This is a genomic window from Microbispora sp. CSR-4 (genome assembly GCF_008033685.1).
In the GTDB taxonomy this organism is placed as follows: Bacteria; Actinomycetota; Actinomycetes; order Streptosporangiales; family Streptosporangiaceae; genus Microbispora.
Window position 1 is genome coordinate 693,534 of the sequence record NZ_VJVX01000001.1, and the last position, 16,988, is coordinate 710,521.

General features: G+C 70.4%; 16 protein-coding genes. 7 read left to right on the forward strand and 9 right to left on the reverse strand.

The window, feature by feature from the left end; all coding sequences use genetic code 11:
- Positions 1–120 precede the first annotated feature (120 nt).
- Positions 121–2,757: a pyruvate, phosphate dikinase gene (ppdK, locus tag FLV34_RS03230; RefSeq protein ID WP_147942304.1), complete on the reverse strand. Its 2,637-nt coding sequence runs from the start codon at positions 2,755–2,757 to the stop codon at positions 121–123.
- 476 nt (positions 2,758–3,233) lie between these two features.
- Here ppdK and FLV34_RS03235 point away from each other — a divergent pair, with 476 nt between their 5' ends.
- Positions 3,234–4,883: an alpha/beta hydrolase gene (locus FLV34_RS03235; protein ID WP_261985634.1), complete on the forward strand. Its 1,650-nt coding sequence runs from the start codon at positions 3,234–3,236 to the stop codon at positions 4,881–4,883.
- 173 nt (positions 4,884–5,056) lie between these two features.
- Here the strand turns inward: FLV34_RS03235 and FLV34_RS03240 are convergent, their stop codons facing one another.
- The 4 genes from FLV34_RS03240 to FLV34_RS03255 form a co-directional block, all read right to left on the reverse strand.
- A complete protein-coding gene (locus tag FLV34_RS03240) occupies positions 5,057–5,659 on the reverse strand; it encodes an ATP-dependent Clp protease proteolytic subunit (protein ID WP_142649788.1) in 603 nt (200 codons plus the stop codon).
- 188 nt (positions 5,660–5,847) lie between these two features.
- Positions 5,848–6,225 carry a YciI family protein gene (locus FLV34_RS03245; RefSeq protein WP_205830665.1) on the reverse strand — a complete coding sequence of 126 codons (378 nt, stop codon included), beginning with the start codon at positions 6,223–6,225 and terminating at the stop codon, positions 5,848–5,850.
- A gap of 163 nt (positions 6,226–6,388) precedes the next feature.
- Positions 6,389–7,774, reverse strand: a complete 1,386-nt coding sequence (locus tag FLV34_RS03250; protein ID WP_142649789.1) for a glycine--tRNA ligase — start codon at positions 7,772–7,774, stop codon at positions 6,389–6,391.
- 165 nt (positions 7,775–7,939) lie between these two features.
- Positions 7,940–8,257 carry an antibiotic biosynthesis monooxygenase gene (locus tag FLV34_RS03255; RefSeq protein WP_142649790.1) on the reverse strand — a complete coding sequence of 106 codons (318 nt, stop codon included), beginning with the start codon at positions 8,255–8,257 and terminating at the stop codon, positions 7,940–7,942.
- Positions 8,258–8,373: 116 nt separating this feature from the next.
- Here FLV34_RS03255 and FLV34_RS03260 point away from each other — a divergent pair, with 116 nt between their 5' ends.
- From FLV34_RS03260 to FLV34_RS03270, 3 genes are all read left to right on the forward strand, one after another.
- The gene (locus FLV34_RS03260; protein WP_312845767.1) at positions 8,374–8,796 is read left to right on the forward strand and encodes a DUF6703 family protein; all 423 of its coding nucleotides are present in this window, start codon (positions 8,374–8,376) and stop codon (positions 8,794–8,796) included.
- 55 nt (positions 8,797–8,851) lie between these two features.
- Positions 8,852–9,259: a Fur family transcriptional regulator gene (locus FLV34_RS03265; RefSeq protein WP_142649791.1), complete on the forward strand. Its 408-nt coding sequence runs from the start codon at positions 8,852–8,854 to the stop codon at positions 9,257–9,259.
- An 89-nt stretch (positions 9,260–9,348) separates the two neighbouring features.
- Positions 9,349–9,897 carry a CGNR zinc finger domain-containing protein gene (locus tag FLV34_RS03270; protein WP_221889967.1) on the forward strand — a complete coding sequence of 183 codons (549 nt, stop codon included), beginning with the start codon at positions 9,349–9,351 and terminating at the stop codon, positions 9,895–9,897.
- Between the two features lie 35 nt (positions 9,898–9,932).
- Here FLV34_RS03270 and FLV34_RS03275 read toward each other — a convergent pair whose 3' ends face one another.
- Both FLV34_RS03275 and recO read right to left on the reverse strand, forming a co-directional pair.
- Positions 9,933–10,730: an isoprenyl transferase gene (locus FLV34_RS03275; protein WP_142649792.1), complete on the reverse strand. Its 798-nt coding sequence runs from the start codon at positions 10,728–10,730 to the stop codon at positions 9,933–9,935.
- Positions 10,731–10,915: 185 nt separating this feature from the next.
- Entirely contained in the window at positions 10,916–11,680 is a 765-nt protein-coding gene (recO, locus tag FLV34_RS03280; RefSeq protein ID WP_142649793.1) for a DNA repair protein RecO, read from the reverse strand.
- A 266-nt stretch (positions 11,681–11,946) separates the two neighbouring features.
- Between recO and FLV34_RS03285 the strand changes: the two genes are divergently transcribed.
- Positions 11,947–13,554: a CDP-alcohol phosphatidyltransferase family protein gene (locus FLV34_RS03285; protein WP_142649794.1), complete on the forward strand. Its 1,608-nt coding sequence runs from the start codon at positions 11,947–11,949 to the stop codon at positions 13,552–13,554.
- Entirely contained in the window at positions 13,551–14,261 is a 711-nt protein-coding gene (locus FLV34_RS03290) for a DUF5941 domain-containing protein (protein WP_142649795.1), read from the forward strand. The genes FLV34_RS03285 and FLV34_RS03290 overlap by 4 nt, the downstream gene beginning before the upstream one ends.
- Before the next feature lie 159 nt (positions 14,262–14,420).
- Here FLV34_RS03290 and FLV34_RS03295 read toward each other — a convergent pair whose 3' ends face one another.
- Positions 14,421–14,915, reverse strand: coding sequence for an ATP-binding protein (locus tag FLV34_RS03295; protein WP_142649796.1), 495 nt, complete (start codon positions 14,913–14,915; stop codon positions 14,421–14,423).
- Between the two features lie 224 nt (positions 14,916–15,139).
- Here FLV34_RS03295 and FLV34_RS03300 point away from each other — a divergent pair, with 224 nt between their 5' ends.
- Positions 15,140–16,039, forward strand: coding sequence for a helix-turn-helix transcriptional regulator (locus FLV34_RS03300; protein ID WP_142649797.1), 900 nt, complete (start codon positions 15,140–15,142; stop codon positions 16,037–16,039).
- Position 16,040: 1 nt separating this feature from the next.
- On the opposite strand, the gene FLV34_RS03305 is transcribed toward FLV34_RS03300, so the two are convergent.
- Positions 16,041–16,940, reverse strand: coding sequence for a LysR substrate-binding domain-containing protein (locus FLV34_RS03305; protein WP_142649798.1), 900 nt, complete (start codon positions 16,938–16,940; stop codon positions 16,041–16,043).
- Positions 16,941–16,988 lie beyond the last annotated feature (48 nt).

Consider the following 16,988-nt stretch of genomic DNA (forward strand, 5'->3'; position numbering starts at 1 on the left):
AGTGATCAGTCAATCGCCCGGCTTCAACATCCACCGGGCCGTGTCGCACGACCCGGTGAACCGCCCGCACTCCGATCTGGTCATTCCACAACCAGTCCGGATGCTCTATGGAATTTCACCTCATCTCGTGTCGGACTGCGCGCAGGTCAGCGCGGCACGGCCCGCCTCCAGCCGGGCCACCGGAATGCGGAACGGGGAGCAGGAGACGTAGTCGAGGCCGATCTCGTGGCAGAAGTGCACCGAGTCGGGGTCGCCGCCGTGCTCGCCGCAGATGCCGAGCTTGATATCCGGCCGGGTGCGCCTGCCCTCCTCGACCGCGACTCGCATCAGCCGTCCGACGCCCTCGCGGTCGATCGACTCGAACGGCGAGACCCCGAAGACGCCCAGGTCGAGATATCTGCTGAAGAAGGCGCTCTCCACGTCGTCGCGGGAGAAGCCCCACGTCATCTGGGTGAGGTCGTTGGTGCCGAACGAGAAGAACTCCGCGGCCTCGGCGATCTGACCGGCCGTCAGCGCCGCCCTCGGCACCTCGATCATCGTGCCGATCGCCGCCGCCACGCCCGCCTCGGCGAGGATCCGCTCCGCCTCCTCCTTGACGATCTCCAGCTCCTGCACCGCGCCGACCAGCGGAATCATGATCTCCGCACGCGCGTCCTCCACCTGCCGGGCCGCCGCGGCGATGGCCCGCACCTGCATGGCGAACAGGCCGGGGATCGTCAGGCCGAGCCGTACGCCGCGCAGGCCGAGCATCGGGTTCTGCTCGTGCAGCCGCTTGACGGCCTCAAGCAGCCTGCGGTCGCGGTCGTCGGCCGCGTCTCCCGCGACGGCCACCTTCACGGCCAGGTCCGTGAGGTCGGGCAGGAACTCGTGCAGCGGCGGGTCGATCAGCCGGATCGTCACCGGCAGCCCGCGCATGGCCGCGAAGATGCCGGTGAAGTCGCCGGTCTGCAGCGGTTCGAGCGCGTCGAGCGCCGCCTGCCGCTCCTCGGGCGTCGCGGCCAGGATCAGGTCTTCGACGAGCCGCCGCCGCTCCCCCAGGAACATGTGCTCCGTACGGCACAGCCCGATGCCCTGGGCGCCGTAGCGCCGGGCTCGGGCGGCGTCCTCGGGGGTGTCGGCGTTGGCCCGTACGGCGAGCCGGCGCACGGAGTCGGCATGGGTCATGATCCGGTCGACGGCCTCCACCAGCTCGTCCTCGGCCGGCTCGCCCTCGAAATACCTGGCGACCGGTGAGGGGGTGACCGGCACCTCGCCCAGGTAGACGGCACCGGTGCCGCCGTCGATGGAGATCACGTCGCCCTCGTTGACGACGATCCCGCCGGGCGCGGTGAACCGGCGGGCGCGCGGGTCGACCTCCAGCTCCTCGGCCCCGCACACGCAGGTCTTGCCCATGCCGCGCGCCACCACGGCGGCGTGGGAGGTCTTGCCGCCTCTGGAGGTGAGCACGCCGCGGGCCGCGATCATCCCGGCGAGGTCGTCGGGGTTGGTCTCCCGCCGCACGAGGATGACCGCCTCGCCCTGCCCGGCCAGCTCGACGGCCCGCTCGGAGCTGAAGACGGCCCTGCCCGCGGCGGCGCCGGGCGAGGCGTTCATGCCGGTGGTCAGCCTGTGGTTGCCGGCCGTCGCGGCGAAGCGGGGGAACATGAGCTGGGCGAGCTGGTCGCCGGTGACCCGGGTGACCGCCTCGTCCATGTCGATCAGGCCCTCGTCCACGAGCTGGGTGGCGATGCGGAAGGCGGCTGCGGCCGTGCGCTTGCCGACCCGGGTCTGCAGCATCCACAGCTTGCCGCGCTCGATCGTGAACTCGATGTCGCACAGGTCGCGGTAGTGCCGCTCCAGCGTCGCCATGATGTCGAGCAGCTCGCGGTAGGCCGCCGGGTTGATCTTCTCCAGCTCCTGCAGGGGGACGGTGTTGCGGATTCCGGCGACGACGTCCTCGCCCTGCGCGTTGCACAGGTAGTCGCCGTAGACGCCCTGGCGTCCCGAGCCGGGGTCGCGGGTGAAGGCGACCCCGGTGCCGGAGTCGGGGCCCATGTTGCCGAACACCATGGCGACGATGTTGACGGCCGTGCCGAGGTCGGCGGGGATGCGCTCCTGCCGGCGGTAGAGGATCGCGCGCGGGGCGTTCCAGGAGTCGAAGACCGCCCTTACGGCGAGGTCCATCTGCTCCCGGGGGCAGGCGGGGAAGTCGCGGCCCGTACGCTCCCGGACGATACCCTTGAAGATCTCGACCAGCCGCTGGAGGTCGCCGGCGTCGAGCTCGGTGTCCTCCCGCTCGCCCTTGAGGTCGTCCATGGCGTCCTCGAACAGCTCGCCGTCGATGCCCAGGACGGTCTTGCCGAACATCTGGATGAGCCGGCGGTAGGAGTCCCACGCGAAACGGTCGTTTCCCGACTGCTTGGCCAGCCCGATGACGGAGTCGTCGTTGAGGCCGATGTTGAGGACGGTCTCCATCATGCCGGGCATCGAGAACTTGGCTCCCGACCTCACGCTCACCAGCAGCGGGTCGTCCGCCTGGCCGAGGCGCTTGCCCATCCGCGCTTCGAGGGCGGCGAGGTGCTCGCCGATCTCCTCCTCCAGCCCCTCGGGCATGCGGCCGTGCCCCAGATAGTGGCGGCACGCCTCGGCGGTGATCGTGAAGCCGGGAGGCACGGGGAGGCCGATGTTGGTCATTTCCGCCAGATTGGCGCCCTTGCCACCGAGCAGGTCTTTGAGGTCCTTGTTGCCCTCGGTGAAGTCGTAAACGTACTTGGGCATGCGACGCTCCTTCGCCGACTTCAATAAAACCGCGTGTGCGGTCCGCAACCGGACTGTACCTAGGAAAAGCAGCACCAAACCTCACCCTTCACCACATATGGCGTCTAAGCAGGTAGGAGGCATTGCAGAGGTCTAATCCAATCAAAGAACGGCCATTTTTCCGGTGATCGCGAACTGGTATAAACCAATTCGTCACCAAGGGCGGCATGAAGGTTCCGGAGCGGCCGGGAGGAAATGGTTTAGACCATTGTCCGGTAAGGCGGAGTTCCGGTGAGTCGGCGATGCGGCGCCGAGTGCATGCGATATAAACGAGGCACCCTCCGAACAGAGTCGAACACGGAGGGTTGTCGGTGTCGCGAGCGTTGTCGCGAGGGGTTCTGGAGCAAGGGGTTCTGGAGCAAGGGGTTCTGGAGCAAGGGCTTCCGGAGCAAGGGCTTCCGGAGCGAGGGGAATCGGCGCGAGTGACGGCGCGGGGAATGACGGCACGAATGCGGGCCGCACGGGTTCTGGCGGCACGGGTCCTGACGGCACAGGTCCTGACGGCACAGGTCCTGGCAGCACAGGTCCTGGCGGCACAGCGTACGGCGGCGCGGCGCACGGCGACACGGCGCACGGCGACACGGCGCACGGCGACACGGCGCACGGCGGCGCGGCGGGTCGGGCCGGTGATGGCGGCGGTGGTCGCCGGGCTCGGCACGATGGCGGCGACCACCGGCTGCGGGGCCGCGCGGGTCACCCCGGTGGCGTACGTGTCGAGCACGCCGTCCCTGGCCTGGAAGGCGTGCGAGGAGACGGCGTCCGCCTCGGGCTTCGAGTGCGCCACGCTGCAGGTGCCCCTCGACTACGCCGAGCCGGAAGGCAAGAAGATCGGCATCGCCCTGGTCCGGTTGCGGGCCACCGACCCCAGCCGGCGGATCGGCTCCCTGGTCTTCAACTTCGGCGGTCCCGGCGGCTCCGGCGTCACCACGCTCATCAACGCGGCCCACGCGTTCTCCACCCTGAACACCCGCTATGACCTGGTCGGCTTCGACCCGCGCGGCGTGGAACGCAGCAGCGGCATCCGCTGCCTCACCGGGCCCCAGATGGACCAGTACATGAGCGAGGAGCCCAGCGACGACACCGCGACCGAGACCAAGCTCGTCACGGGATTCGCCCAGGCGTGCGAGCGCAACGCGGGCTGGATCCTCCCCTACGTCGGCACCGTCAACGCCGCGCGCGACATGGAGATGCTGCGCACGGCACTCGGCGAGCCGCACCTCAACTACTTCGGCTTCTCCTACGGCACCCACCTCGGGGCGGTGTACGCCACGCAGTTCCCGAAGAAGGTGGGGCGGATGGTGCTCGACTCGGCCGTCGACCCCTCGGTCAGCATGCTCGAAATGGCCAAGACGCAGACCCTCGGCTTCCAGAAGGCGTACGAGGACTACCTGGCCGACTGCGCCAAGACGCGGACGAGCTGCCCGCTCGGCGCAACCCCCGCCGAGGCGAACGCCACCGTGCTGAAGCTCCTCGACACCCTGGCCCGCACGCCGGGGAAGGTCGGCTCGCGCACGGTCACCGAGGACATCGCCAGGGCGGGCATCACCCAGGCGCTCTACAGCAAGCTCACCTGGCCGCTGCTCACCGAGGCGCTGGACGAGGGCAGGAAGGGCAAGCTCGACGGCCTGCTCGCCCTGGCCGACCAGTACGCCGGGCGGCAGCCGAACGGCACCTACTCGACCCTGCAGTTCTCGCTGCCGTCGGTGCTGTGCGTCGACAGCACCGACCGCCCCTCGGTCGCCCAGGCCAAGGAGCTGGCCCGGCAACTGGAGAAGAAGAGCCCGATCTTCGCCTCGACCGCGATCAGCGCGGGGTCGTGCAGCGTCTGGCCTGTGCGCGGGAACGACGCCGCCCGGCACGTCGACGCCACCGGGTCCAATCCCATCCTGGTCGTCGGCGTCACGAACGACCCGGCCACGCCCTACCAGTGGGCGCCGCGGCTGGCCGAGCAGCTCCGCACCGCCGTGCTGCTGACGCTGAACGGCGAGGGCCACGGCGCGTACGGCCAGGACCAGTGCATCGACGAGAAGGTCAACGCCTACCTGCTGGAGGGGACGGTCCCGCCCAACGGAACGCGCTGCGGCTGAGCACGCTCCCCCGCTCGCTCCGACGCCCTCCACAAGCGGCCCCTCCACAAGCGGCCCCTCACAAGCGGCCCCTCACAAGCGGCCCCTCACAAGCGGCACAGTGCGGCCGGCGTCGGCGCTCACCGTGCCGCCGACGCCCTGCCGCTCAGTGTGTGCCTGTAGGGGGCCCGCTTCTACCGGGCCGTCCGTACGGCGCCGAGCCCGGCCACCACGTGGTCGACGATGCCGTACGCCTTGGCCTCCTCGGCGGTGAACCACCGGTCGCGGTCGGCGTCCGCCTCGATGCGCTCCAGCGGCTGGCCGGTGTGGAAGGCGGTGCGCTCGGCCAGGGTCTTCTTCGTGTGGCGCATCTGCTCGGCCTGGATCGCGATGTCGGCCGCCGTGCCGCCGATGCCGCCGAGCGGCTGGTGCATCATGATGCGCGCGTGCGGCAGGGCGTAACGCTTGCCCTGCGCGCCGGCGCACAGCAGGAACTGTCCCATCGAGGCGGCGAGGCCCATGGTGACGGTCACGACGTCGTTCGGCACATATTGCATGACGTCGTAAATCGCAAGACCGGCCGACACGGAACCACCGGGGGAATTGATGTAAAGGCTGATGTCCCGCGTGGAGTCCTCCGCGCTCAGCAGCAGCAGTTGGGAGCAGATCCGGTTGGCGATGTCGTCGTCGACCTCCTGGCCGAGCACGACGATGCGGCGTTCCAGCAGCTTGTGGCCGAGATCGCCGAAGCCGAACCGGTCGGCGGCGCGGTCGCCTGAGCGCGCGAAGTGGTCCATGTGGTCTCCCTGTTCCGGTAGCCGGGTTATGCCGCGGCATTAGTCCCGGAACCCCGGAACAGGACTGCTTATTTCACTCTCAGCACATTTTCGCCGCCGGAAATTACGCTACAAGCATATTTCTCGCGATTAGCCGCGATCTTTCGTGCCGCGAGGCCGGGAGCGGTTCCCGGCGAGCCCGCGGCCCGTCAGACGGCGGGGTCGTACTGGAACGCGCGGACCTCCTGCGCGCACCGGCACGCGACCGCCATCTTCGCGGCCCACTCCAGCGCCGCCTCGCGGGACGGCAGCTCCAGGATGCTGTAGCCGCCTTCGAGCCGCCGCGTCTGCGGGTAGGTGCCCTCGGTCACGGTCCCGTCCCCGTCCACCATGACGGGCGGAACGCTCTCGTCGATGCCGCCGCCGAACACCCAGACACCGGCGTCCTTCGCCTCCTGCACGACGGCGTGCGCCGCGGTCGCGGCCGCCTGCAGCTCCTCGCCGGAAAGGGCCATGGCGGCACTCGGAAACGAGATCAGGTATTTCGCCATCGCGTCGGCTCCCTGGTCGCTCTGCACAGACGGCACCCATCCTCGCCGACGCCGGCGTGCCGCGCAGGATCTTCTCGGGCCGATGAGCCGTCCGTCGACCACAACGGCGAACCGGCGATCAACCGATCGCACCACTCACCGATCAATGACGAAAGGCGCCTGTCCGGGGATTTCCGGGCAGGCGCCTTGTCGTGGTGATCTAGTCGTTGAGGTGCTGACGCAGGTACGACTCGACCTGGTCGAGCGCGACCCGCTGCTGGGCCATGGTGTCCCGCTCGCGGATCGTCACGGCCTGGTCCTCAAGAGTGTCGAAGTCGACCGTGATCGCGAACGGCGTGCCGATCTCGTCCTGGCGGCGGTAGCGGCGGCCGATGGCGCCCGCGTCGTCGAAGTCCACGTTCCACCGGCGGCGCAGCTGGGCCGCGAGGTCGCGGGCCTTCGGCGACAGGTCGGCGTTGCGCGACAGCGGCAGCACCGCGACCTTGACCGGGGCGAGCCGGTGGTCGAGGCGCATCACGGTCCGCTCCTCCATGACGCCCTTGGCGTTGGGCGCCTCGTCGACCGTGTAGGCGTCGAGCAGGAAGGTCAGCGTCGCGCGGTCCACACCGGCCGCCGGCTCGATGACGTACGGCACGTAGCGCTCGCCCGACTCCTGCTCGAAGAACGACAGGTCGGTGCCGGACGCCTTGCCGTGCGCGGTGAGGTCGAAGTCGGTGCGGTTGGCGATGCCTTCAAGCTCGCCCCACTCGCCGCCGGCGAAGTTGAAGCGATACTCGATGTCCACGGTCCGCTTCGAGTAGTGGGACAGCTTCTCCTTCGGGTGCTCGTAGAGCCGGAGGTTGTCCTTGTTGATACCGAGGTCGACGTACCAGCGCAGGCGCTCGTCGATCCAGTACTGGTGCCACTCCTCGTCCGTGCCGGGCTTGACGAAGAACTCCATCTCCATCTGCTCGAACTCACGGGTGCGGAAGATGAAGTTGCCCGGGGTGATCTCGTTGCGGAACGACTTGCCGATCTGGCCGATACCGAACGGGATCTTCTTGCGGGCCGACTGCTGGACGTTCAGGTAGTTGATGAAGATGCCCTGGGCGGTCTCCGGCCGCAGGTACGCCAGGCCCGACTCGTCCTCCACCGGGCCGAGGAAGGTCTTCAGCAGGCCGCTGAACTGCTTGGGCTGGGTGAAGGCGCCCTTGTTTCCGCAGTTGGGGCAGGTGATGTCGGCCAGGCCGCCCGCCGGCTCGCTGCCGTGCTTGGCCTCGTACGCCTCGATGAGGTGGTCGGCGCGGTAGCGCTTGTGGCACGACTGGCACTCGGTGAGCGGGTCGGTGAAGGTCTCGACGTGACCGCTGGCCTGCCAGACCTCACGGGCGAGGATGACGCAGGAGTCGAGGCCGACGACGTCGTCGCGGCCCTGCACCATGGCCTTCCACCACTCGCGCTTCACGTTGTTCTTGAGCTCGACACCGAGAGGGCCGTAGTCCCAGGACGCCCGCAGGCCTCCGTAGATCTCGCTCGACGGGAAGACGAGCCCGCGGCGTTTGGCGAGGCTGACGATCGTTTCCAAGACGTCGGTGCGACGTGCCATCAGTGGAACTCCATCCGGCTGGGTGTCGGCGTTGAGATCGGGGTCAGCGGCGCGATGCTTCGCTGAAGCGGGCGGGCCGGCCCGGCCGCCGTGTCGCGGCTGCGGGACGTCCGGCCACCTGCCAGGATCCGTGCTCAAGCTTAGGGGAATCCGGCGCCCCCGCGCTCAAGCCTTGCCCACGGTCCCGGCGCTCGCCCCCTCGCCCGGCAGCGTGTAGACGCTTTCGAAGGCGCCGGGCTCGTTGATCATAAGGGTCATCAGGGGATACATCACCATGCGGGCCGCGGACAGGGCACGCCGGTAGTAGCCCGCGCCCTCCCACTCGCTGACCACGGCCCACAGGGCCGGCTCGTCCACCGACCTGCCGATCTGCCCGCGCAGGTATCCAGGCTGCGCGGCCAGCAGGTCGAGGATGTCGCGCGCCTGGGCGGCGAACTCGTCGGCGCGGGCGCCCGGCACCGAATAACGGATCACGGCGAGCATGCCGCCCAGCATGCCACCCCTCTCGTACGGCCCGCCGGGGAGGGGGCGGCCCCGGCCGGAGCGGCATAGCCGGCGACAGGGCCACGACGGGGCCGATGCGCACTAGGCTCGAACACGTGGGAAGCGAAACCGAACCGCCGCGCCGTCAGGTGCCGGCCCATCCCCTGGCGAGGAAGGCCCCCGCCCGGGAGAACGCGGCGCCCCCTCGCATGCGGCGGCCGCTGCCGCAGGGCGAGCAGTTCTTCACGCCCGGCGCCACCGGGCTGCGCGCGGAGGTCGAGCGCAGGAGCGCCGCGCCGCTGGTCTTCCTGTTCCAGCAGCCCCGCTGGGTGGTCCCTCTGGTCATGGTGGCCCTGCTGATCGCCGGGCTGGTGGTGGCCGACTGGCGTGGCGGGGTGGCCGTGCTTCCGGTGCTCGCGTTCATCGTCTGGCTGGCCTACCTGTCCTGGCCCTCGCTGCGTCCGGTGGGCCGGCTGCTGCGCGTGGCGGTGGCGACGTTCCTGGTCCTCCTCGCCGCCACCCGTTTCGGCCTGATCTGACGCGAACCGGCCTAACCTGGTAGGTCGTAGGGCGAAGCCGTACACAGGAGTCCTGATGACGAAGAGCCGTGACGCCGTTCACGAGATCCTCCGGCAGAGCCGGGGGTTCCGCAGCGCGCAGGACGTGTTCGCCGAGATGCGTGCGATCGGCTCGAAGATCGGCCTGACGACCGTCTACCGGGCGCTCCAGTCGCTCTCCGACGCCGGCCGGGTCGACGTGCTGCGCACCGACGAGGGCGAGTCGGTCTACCGGGCGTGCCAGACCGACTCTCACCACCATCACCTGGTGTGCCGGGACTGCGGGCGTACGGTCGAGGTGGCCGGGCCGGACGTCGAGCGCTGGGCCGAGGTCGTGGGGGCCGAGCACGGCTTCATCAACGTGACGCACACCGTGGAGGTCTTCGGCACCTGCTCCTCGTGCGCGGAGGCGGCGTCGCGGGCGGAGACGGCCGGAAAGGGCTGACCCCGTCCCACGCGGGCCTTATGAGAGGTACGCTGCGGGCGCCGCGACAAAGGACACGATCCCGCCCGCCGCGACTAGAGGGAGATGGCGTGCCGTTCAGCCATGACATGGTGTACTCGCTGGGGACGGTGGTGGACCTCATCAACACCGGCGCCGGCGAGCGCGACACGCTGGCCGAGGTCGGCGACCTCGAGGAGTTCGTCCGCAGGCGAGAGGTCAGCGGAGTCGAAGCGGTGACCCGGCGGGACCTCGCCGAGGTCCGCGCGCTGCGCGAGGAGTTCCACGCGGTGTTCACCGCGCCGGACCAGCCGACGGCGGTCGGCCTGCTCAACACGCTGCTGCAGCGCACCCGCATCACGCCGCACCTCGCCGAGCACGACGGCCACCCTCTCCACGTGCACTACTTCGCGCCGGGCTCGTCGATCGCCGAGCACCTGGCCGCCGACTGCGGGGTCGCGCTCGCCCACGTGCTCGTGGAGAACGAGCGGGATCGCCTGCGCACGTGCGCGGCGCCCGACTGCTCCCAGGTCTTCGTGGACGAGTCGCGGAACCGCTCCCGGGTCTACTGCGACAGCCGCACCTGCGGCAACCGCATGCACGTCGCCGCGTATCGGGCCCGCCGCCGCGACGCCTCCTGACGACGCCGGGCCCGCCGCGTTCGAGCGCCGTTCCGTCAGCCGCGCGCGGCGCCGGAGTTCGCGGCCGTCTCGTTCGGCATGGCCCCGCCATACCTGCGGTCGCGCTTGGCGTAGATCTCGCACGCCTGCCACAGGTCGCGCCGGTCGAAGTCGGGCCACAGCTGGTTGAGGAAGACCATCTCGGCGTACGCGGACTGCCAGAGCAGGAAGTTGGACGTGCGCTGCTCGCCGGACGAGCGCAGGAACAGATCCACGTCAGGGATCTCCGGCTCGTCCAGATAGCGGGCGAAGGTCTTCTCCGAGACCTTGTCGGCCTTGACCCTGCCCGCGGCGATGTCCTGGGCCAGCCGCACGGCGGCGTCCACGATCTCCGCGCGACCGCCGTAGTTCACGCAGAACTGGAGGGTCAGCGTGCTGTTGCCGACCGTCATCCGCTCGGCGTCCTCCAGCTCCTTGATCACGCTCTTCCAGAGCCGCCCGGGACGCCCGGCCCAGCGGACCCGTACGCCCATCGCGTTGAGCTGGTCGCGGCGGCGGCGGATGACGTCGCGGTTGAACCCCATGAGAAAGCGCACCTCGTCGGGCGAGCGCCTCCAGTTCTCCGTGGAGAAGGCGTACGCCGACAGGTAGGGGATGCCGATCTCGATGGCGCCCTCGATGACGTCGAACAGCGACGACTCGCCCATCTTGTGCCCCTCGGTCCTGGGCAGCCCGCGCGCCTTGGCCCATCGGCCGTTGCCGTCCATGACGATCGCCACGTGGCGCGGCAGCAGGTCGCGGGGAATGGCAGGCGGGGTGGCACCGGACGGATGCGGAGTGGGAGGACGGACCATGTACCGAGGGTATTGCGTCCGGGCCGGTCCCACGCTCGCGAGAGGTGTGGATCCCGTGCGGATTCTGTGCGTTTTGGACGACCCCCCAGACCCCCGTGAGGGCCGCTCAGACGATCCTCGCTTCGCTTGCGGTCACCTGGCAGCGCCAAACCGGGGCACGCCCCCCGGACCCCCGGAGTGCCAGGTCAAATGATCCGCACTTCGCTTGCGGTCGCCTGAGGCCACTCCCTCTCCACATGACGCAGGGAGCGGATGCCGTGCTCCAGGTGCCACTGCAGGTAGGCGGCGACCAGGCCGCTGCACTCGGTGCGGTGCCGGGCCTCGGAGGCGTCGGCCGCCGCCCAGTCGCCGCGCAGCAGGGCGATCATCAGCGCGATCGTCTCCGCGGCGGGTACGGCGGCGCCGGCCGGGCGGCACGCGCCGCACACCACACCACCGGCGACGATCGCGAAGGCGCGCACGGCCTCAGCGCCGCACCGCGCGCACTCCGACAGGGCGGGCGCGTAGCCCGCGACGGCCAGCGAGCGCAGGAAGAACGCGTCGAGCACCAGCCGGGCCTCGTGGCCGCCCTCGGCGAGCGTGCGCAGCCCGCCGACCAGCAGCAGGAACTGGCGCAGCGCCGGCTCCTTCTCCCCCACCGTCAGCCGGTCGGCCGTCTCCAGCATCGCGGTCCCCGCGGTGTATCTGGCGTAGTCGGCCACGATCGCCTCGCCGTACGGGTGCAGGGTCTCGACCTGGGTGATCACGTCGAGCGACCTGCCGCTGTGGAGCTGCAGGTCGACGTGGGAGAACGGCTCCAGCCGCGCGCCGAAGCGCGACTTGGTCCTGCGCACGCCCTTGGCCACGCCGCGGACCTTGCCGGTGCGCCGGGTGAGGATGGTGATGATGCGGTCGGCCTCACCCAGCTTCTGGGTGCGCAGCACGACGCCCTCGTCCCGGTAGAGGCTCACCCCGCCATCGTATGGGTGAGCGCGGGCGCCCGCCCCGTCAGTCGGGCATTCGCCCCGTTGAGGCGCACGAACGGTGAAAATTCGGTAATGATCCGGCGACGATGCCCTGTGACGAACCCGTCCCAAGCTGTACATCCAGGGGCCGTACGGTAAACCTGGGGTGCATCGGTTCAACCGAAAGGTCACTAAGCTTTGGCTTCCGGCGGACTTCCCCGCGCCGGTCAAGCCTGAGGGCCTGATCTCCCCCCGTTGCGTGAAAGGTTGCCATGACCCGCGTGGTCCTGCTGGGCGCCCCGCCCGGCCCGATCAGTCCCCCGCCGCTCGGCGGTCAGCCCGCCCTGCCCGCGGCCATCACGCTGAAATCGCTGCCCGGGGCCCCCACCGCGTACGACAGGCTGCTCGCGCAGGCCGCCGCGCTGGACCCGGAGCCGACGACGATCGCCCGCCCGGGGGACGCCGCCGCCTACCGCAGGCCGTACGGCCGCGTGGTGGAGAGCCCCGACATCGCAGGCGACCTGCGTGCGCTGGCCGACGCGGTCGAGGGCGCCGAGGACAACCTGCTGATCCTGCCGGCCGACTCGCTGATCCACGACGAGCTGATCTACCAGATCACCAAGGCCAAGCGCGGCGCGCTCGCGCTGGTCGCTCGGGAGCAGCGCGAGGAGGGGGACGAGCAGGACGAGAACGCCCAGGAGACCGAACTCGTCCCGATCGAGGAGGCAGAGCCCGAGATCGGCCAGACGGTCGTCGAAGGGCTGCCCATGCGCACCCGCATCGGCCGCAGCCGCATCGTCTCGGTCGGCACCGCCTACCACGCGGTGACACGGCCCAACGCGGTGCTGCTCGGGCCGCTCCACCTCCACCAGCGGCACCTGCAGACCCTCGCCGAGGTCGCCCGCGAGCTCGCGGACATGGCCCACCTGTTCGGCCCCGAGGACGACGTGACCGAGCTTCTCACGCTCGGCCTGGTCCGGCGGGGCGTGTCGGTGGGCCGGCGGGGCCGCCGCGACCTGTTCTTCCGCCGCATCCGCAGCCAGGCCGAAGCCGACGAGGCGCAGGCGGAGATGGCGGGGTACAACGAGGACCGGGCCCGGCTGAACAACGCCGTGAAGGGCGCCGACGGCTTCTTCACCACGTTCTTCGTCAGCACCTACTCGCGCTTCATCGCCCGCTGGGCGGCCCGCCGGGGGCTCACGCCCAACCAGGTGACGCTGATCTCGATCGCCCTCGGCCTGCTGTCGGCAGGCGCGTTCTCCACCGGCACCCGCTGGGGAGCGGTGGCCGGCGCGCTGCTCATCTACTTCGCGTTCGTCTTCGACTGCGTGGACGGCCAGCTCGCCCGCTACGCGCGCAAGTTCGGCGTGCTCGGCGCCTGGCTCGACGCCACCTTCGACCGGTTCAAGGAGTACGCCGTCTTCGTCGGCCTCGCGGTCGGCGCGACGGTGTCCGGGCAGTTCGGCGACGGCGAGGGCGTCTGGACGCTGGCGCTGGTCGCGATCGCCCTCCAGTCGGTCAAGCACCTGCTGGACTTCTCGTTCGGTGCGGCCAACCGGCGCAAGGCGCCCATACCGCTGCCCACGCTGGACCTGACGGTCGCCGACGACCGGCCGCTGCGGGAGGCGCTGGAGGAGCGCCGGGCGAGCCGGAACACCGGCGTGCGCGGGCTGCTGAAGCTCTGGACCAACGCCGGCAAGTTCCGCCCGGTCCACTGGGCCCGCAAGATGATCGTGTTCCCGATCGGCGAGCGTTTCGCCGCGATCGCGATCACCGCCGCGTTCTTCAACCCCCGGGTGACGTTCCTCACGCTGATCGTCTGGGGCGGCGTCGCGGCCACCTACACCCTCACCGGACGTCTCCTGAGGTCGCTCGCATGATCACTCAGCCGCAGGTCACCACGCCGCTTCCCGACCCGGACGAGGAGCGCCGCCGCATCCAGACCGCGCGCCTGCTCGCCTACCGCGACGACGGCCCGCTCGCCACCGCGCTGAAGGGCTCCCTGGGCCGGCTGCTGCCGCCCGTGCCCGCGACCGTGGTGGCGCTGATCGCGATCGTGGCGCTGACCGTCGCCGGTTCGCTCACCGACGGCCCGATCCTGATCGTGCCCGTCGCCGTGCTGCTCGTGCTGGTCCTGCCCACCGCCGGACGCGACCACCTGGGCCGCTTCGACTGGCTCACTCCCCCGCTGCTGCGGGCGGCCGAGTTCATGACGATCATCGTGCTCGGGCTGGCCGAGGACACGCCCAAGTGGCTGCTGTTCGTGCTGCTCTACGTGATCGGCTACCACACGTACGACACCGTCTATCGCACCCGGCAGGGGATCTGGCCCCCCGCCTGGCTCTACCAGGCCGGGCTGGGCTGGGAGGTCCGGCTGCTGGTCCTGGGCGTGGCCGCCGCCGCCGGATGGCTGACCCCCGTGGCGGCCGTCCTCACGGCGTACCTGCTCGTGCTGTTCGCGATCGAGAGCATCACGAGCTGGGTGCGGCTCGACAAGGCCTCCGCGCAGGCCCAGGCCGACCAGGACCTGGAGCAGTCGCCCGAGGAGGCGGCCGAGCAGGTCACCGGCGAGGCCGAGCAGGGCTGAGCAGGGCCGACCCGATCCGTTCCCGAAGGTCCACCCGGGCCGGCGGGACCACGACGACACAGGTCACCACGACGACACGGGTCACCACGACAAGAGGCGGGCCGCCGCCGGCATCCGATGCCGGCGGCGGCCCGGCCGCTTTCCGGGGGCGGATGCCGCTCAGGAGGCGGGCGAGGCGTCGAAGAGGGCCCAGACCACCTTGCCGCCGCCGCGGGTGAGGATCCATCCCCACGCCGCCGTCAGCGCCTCGACCAGATGCAGCCCCCGGCCCGACTCCGATAGATCGCTCCAGGGCGAGATCGCGGGCACGCGGGCGCTGGCGTCGCTCACGCCGCAGCCGATATGAAACCGGTGCCTCACCAGCCTCAACCGGATCTGCGGGGCGTCCGCGGGGTCTCCGGGAGCGTGCCGCAGCGCGTTGGTCACCAACTCCGACACCACGATCTGCGCGTCCGGCACGAGGCCGGGCAATCCCCAGCCGCACAGCGTCCTGGCGGTGAAATCGCGCGCGGCGGCAGCGGACGTGGTGCGCCCATGAAAGGTGCACGTCGCAGACGGAGGCAGGGACAAGCCGGCGACGTCGTCCCGCTCGAACATCGAGGTCAACCACGGAGGCGCTGTCGCGGCTCCCGGGCCCGCCAGGTCTGCTGTCATCGCCGATCCCTCAGGTCTCACCCATTACATGATGTGAATTTCCCTGCCGTCGTGTATCTTGCCCTGTGCCTTGCGGATGCAAGCACGCGTGCACGTGCAAATGTCACGCGTCCCCGACTTTCGTGGAAGTCCCCAGAAAAGACGGCCTCGCTCCGGTCCGGTAGGATGATCAACTCGATTGGTTCACCAGGAATCCTTCCGGGAGCGCCGCCGATGGAGCGATCGTGAACGCACAGGCGGGAAACACCGCCCCCGCACCGGTCTGGACCGCCCGCGGCGGCCCGACGGCCCTGCGGCTCCTGCTCGGGGCCCAGCTCAGGCGGCTGCGCCGGGAGAGCGGCATCACGCCAGAAGAGGCGGCCCGTGCCATCCGCGGGTCGCACGCCAAGATCAGCAGGCTCGAGCTCGGCCGGGTCGGCTTCAAGGAGCGGGACGTCGCCGACCTGCTCACCCTCTATGGCATCACCGACCCCGACGACCGAGCCGTGCTGCTCGACCTGGCGCGGCAGGCGAACATCCCCGGCTGGTGGCACAAATACAGCGACGTGCTGCCGGGCTGGTTCGAGTTCTACGTCGGGCTGGAGGAGGCGGCGTCCGTCATCCGCTGCTACGAGCTGCAGTTCGTGCCCACGCTGCTGCAGACGCCCGAGTACGCGCGGGCCCTCGTGCTGCGGAGCAACGTGGGGCGGTCCGCCGACGACGTCGACCGGCGCGTGGACCTGCGGATGCGCCGGCAGGAACGGCTGACCGGGCCCGAGGCCGCGACCCTGTGGGCCGTGATGGACGAGGGTGCACTGCGCCGCCCGATCGGCGGCAGGAAGGTGATGCGGGCCCAGCTCGAACACCTCATCGAGGTGACGCGGCAGCCGAACATCACGCTGCAGATCGTGCCGTTCGACCATGGCGGGCACGCCGCGTGCGGCGGTCCCTTCACGATCCTGCGCTTCGACGCACCCGAACTGCCCGACGTCGTCTACCTGGAGCAGCTCACCAGCGCCCTCTACCTCGACAAGCCCGAGGACACCGAGGCGTACACGCAGGTGATGAACGCGGTGTGCGTGGACGCCCGGCCGGCCACGCAGACCGGCGCGTTCCTGGAGGAGCTGCTCGCCGACCTCGGGTGACCTACTTCCTGGCGAAGAACGCCTGACAGGTCTCGGCGAAGGCGACCGCCCGGGCGGTGGGCCGCACGCCGCGCACCGAGGCGAGCACGACGTCGAGCGCGGGCACGTCGTCGCTGATCGGGACGCAGGCGACCCGGCCGCCGTCGTAGGTCTGGTCGCTTTCGGCCCGCTGGTTGAGTATCGAGTAGCCGTGCCCGCCCGCCACCAGCGAGCGGGCCGTCTCGTAGCTCGACGTACGGAACCGGACGCGCGGCTCGGTCGGATAGATCGCCCGGAAGTAGTCGCGGCTGCGCGGCAGGTCGAGCAGGATCATCGGCTCGGACGCCAGGTCCGACAGCGACACCGCCTCGGCCTGGGCCAGGGGGTGCTCCGGCGGCAGCAGCGCGTACGGCCTGGCCCGGGTGAGCGTCCGGATGTCGAGGTCGAGGGCGAGATCGATGGCGTAGACGAGGGCGACCTCGCACCGCCCGTCGAGCAGCGCCGCCTCCATGGCGGAAAGCTCGCCCTCCGCGACGCTGACCCGCACCCCGGGGTACTTCTCGGCGAACTCGCGCAGCAGGCGGGACAGGTAGAACGGCGCGAGCGTGGTCAGGCAGCCGACGGCGAGCTCACCGGTCAGCGAGCCCGCGAGGCCGCGCGCCGACTGGGCGAGCGCGGCGGCATGGGACAGGAACTCCCTGGCCTCGACGAGGAAGCGCTCGCCCGCGCGGGTCAACGACAGGCCGCGGGCATGGTGGCGGATCAGGAGCTGGACGCCCAGCTCCCGCTCCACCTGGGCGATGGCGGCCGAGATCGCCGACTGCGCCACCATGAGTTCCCTGCTGGCCGCGGTCATGCTGCCGAGCTCGGCCGCGGTTACGAAGTAACGCAGCTGGACGAGGGTGAAGTTGACGTCCGCCACGCCCCCATTGTGACCGCCTCCGTGCCTGGCGGCGCCCGCAAACCGGTA

Excerpts from the sequence above, each read along its gene's own strand:
- ppdK (WP_147942304.1), bottom strand. The coding sequence starts at position 2,757 with ATGCCCAAGTACGTTTACGACTTCACCGAGGGCAACAAGGACCTCAAA.
- FLV34_RS03235 (WP_261985634.1), top strand. The coding sequence starts at position 3,234 with ATGACGGCACGAATGCGGGCCGCACGGGTTCTGGCGGCACGGGTCCTG.
- FLV34_RS03240 (WP_142649788.1), bottom strand. The coding sequence starts at position 5,659 with ATGGACCACTTCGCGCGCTCAGGCGACCGCGCCGCCGACCGGTTCGGC.
- FLV34_RS03250 (WP_142649789.1), bottom strand. The coding sequence starts at position 7,774 with ATGGCACGTCGCACCGACGTCTTGGAAACGATCGTCAGCCTCGCCAAA.
- FLV34_RS03255 (WP_142649790.1), bottom strand. The coding sequence starts at position 8,257 with ATGCTCGCCGTGATCCGTTATTCGGTGCCGGGCGCCCGCGCCGACGAG.
- FLV34_RS03265 (WP_142649791.1), top strand. The coding sequence starts at position 8,852 with ATGACGAAGAGCCGTGACGCCGTTCACGAGATCCTCCGGCAGAGCCGG.
- FLV34_RS03275 (WP_142649792.1), bottom strand. The coding sequence starts at position 10,730 with ATGGTCCGTCCTCCCACTCCGCATCCGTCCGGTGCCACCCCGCCTGCC.
- FLV34_RS03285 (WP_142649794.1), top strand. The coding sequence starts at position 11,947 with ATGACCCGCGTGGTCCTGCTGGGCGCCCCGCCCGGCCCGATCAGTCCC.
- FLV34_RS03290 (WP_142649795.1), top strand. The coding sequence starts at position 13,551 with ATGATCACTCAGCCGCAGGTCACCACGCCGCTTCCCGACCCGGACGAG.
- FLV34_RS03295 (WP_142649796.1), bottom strand. The coding sequence starts at position 14,915 with ATGACAGCAGACCTGGCGGGCCCGGGAGCCGCGACAGCGCCTCCGTGG.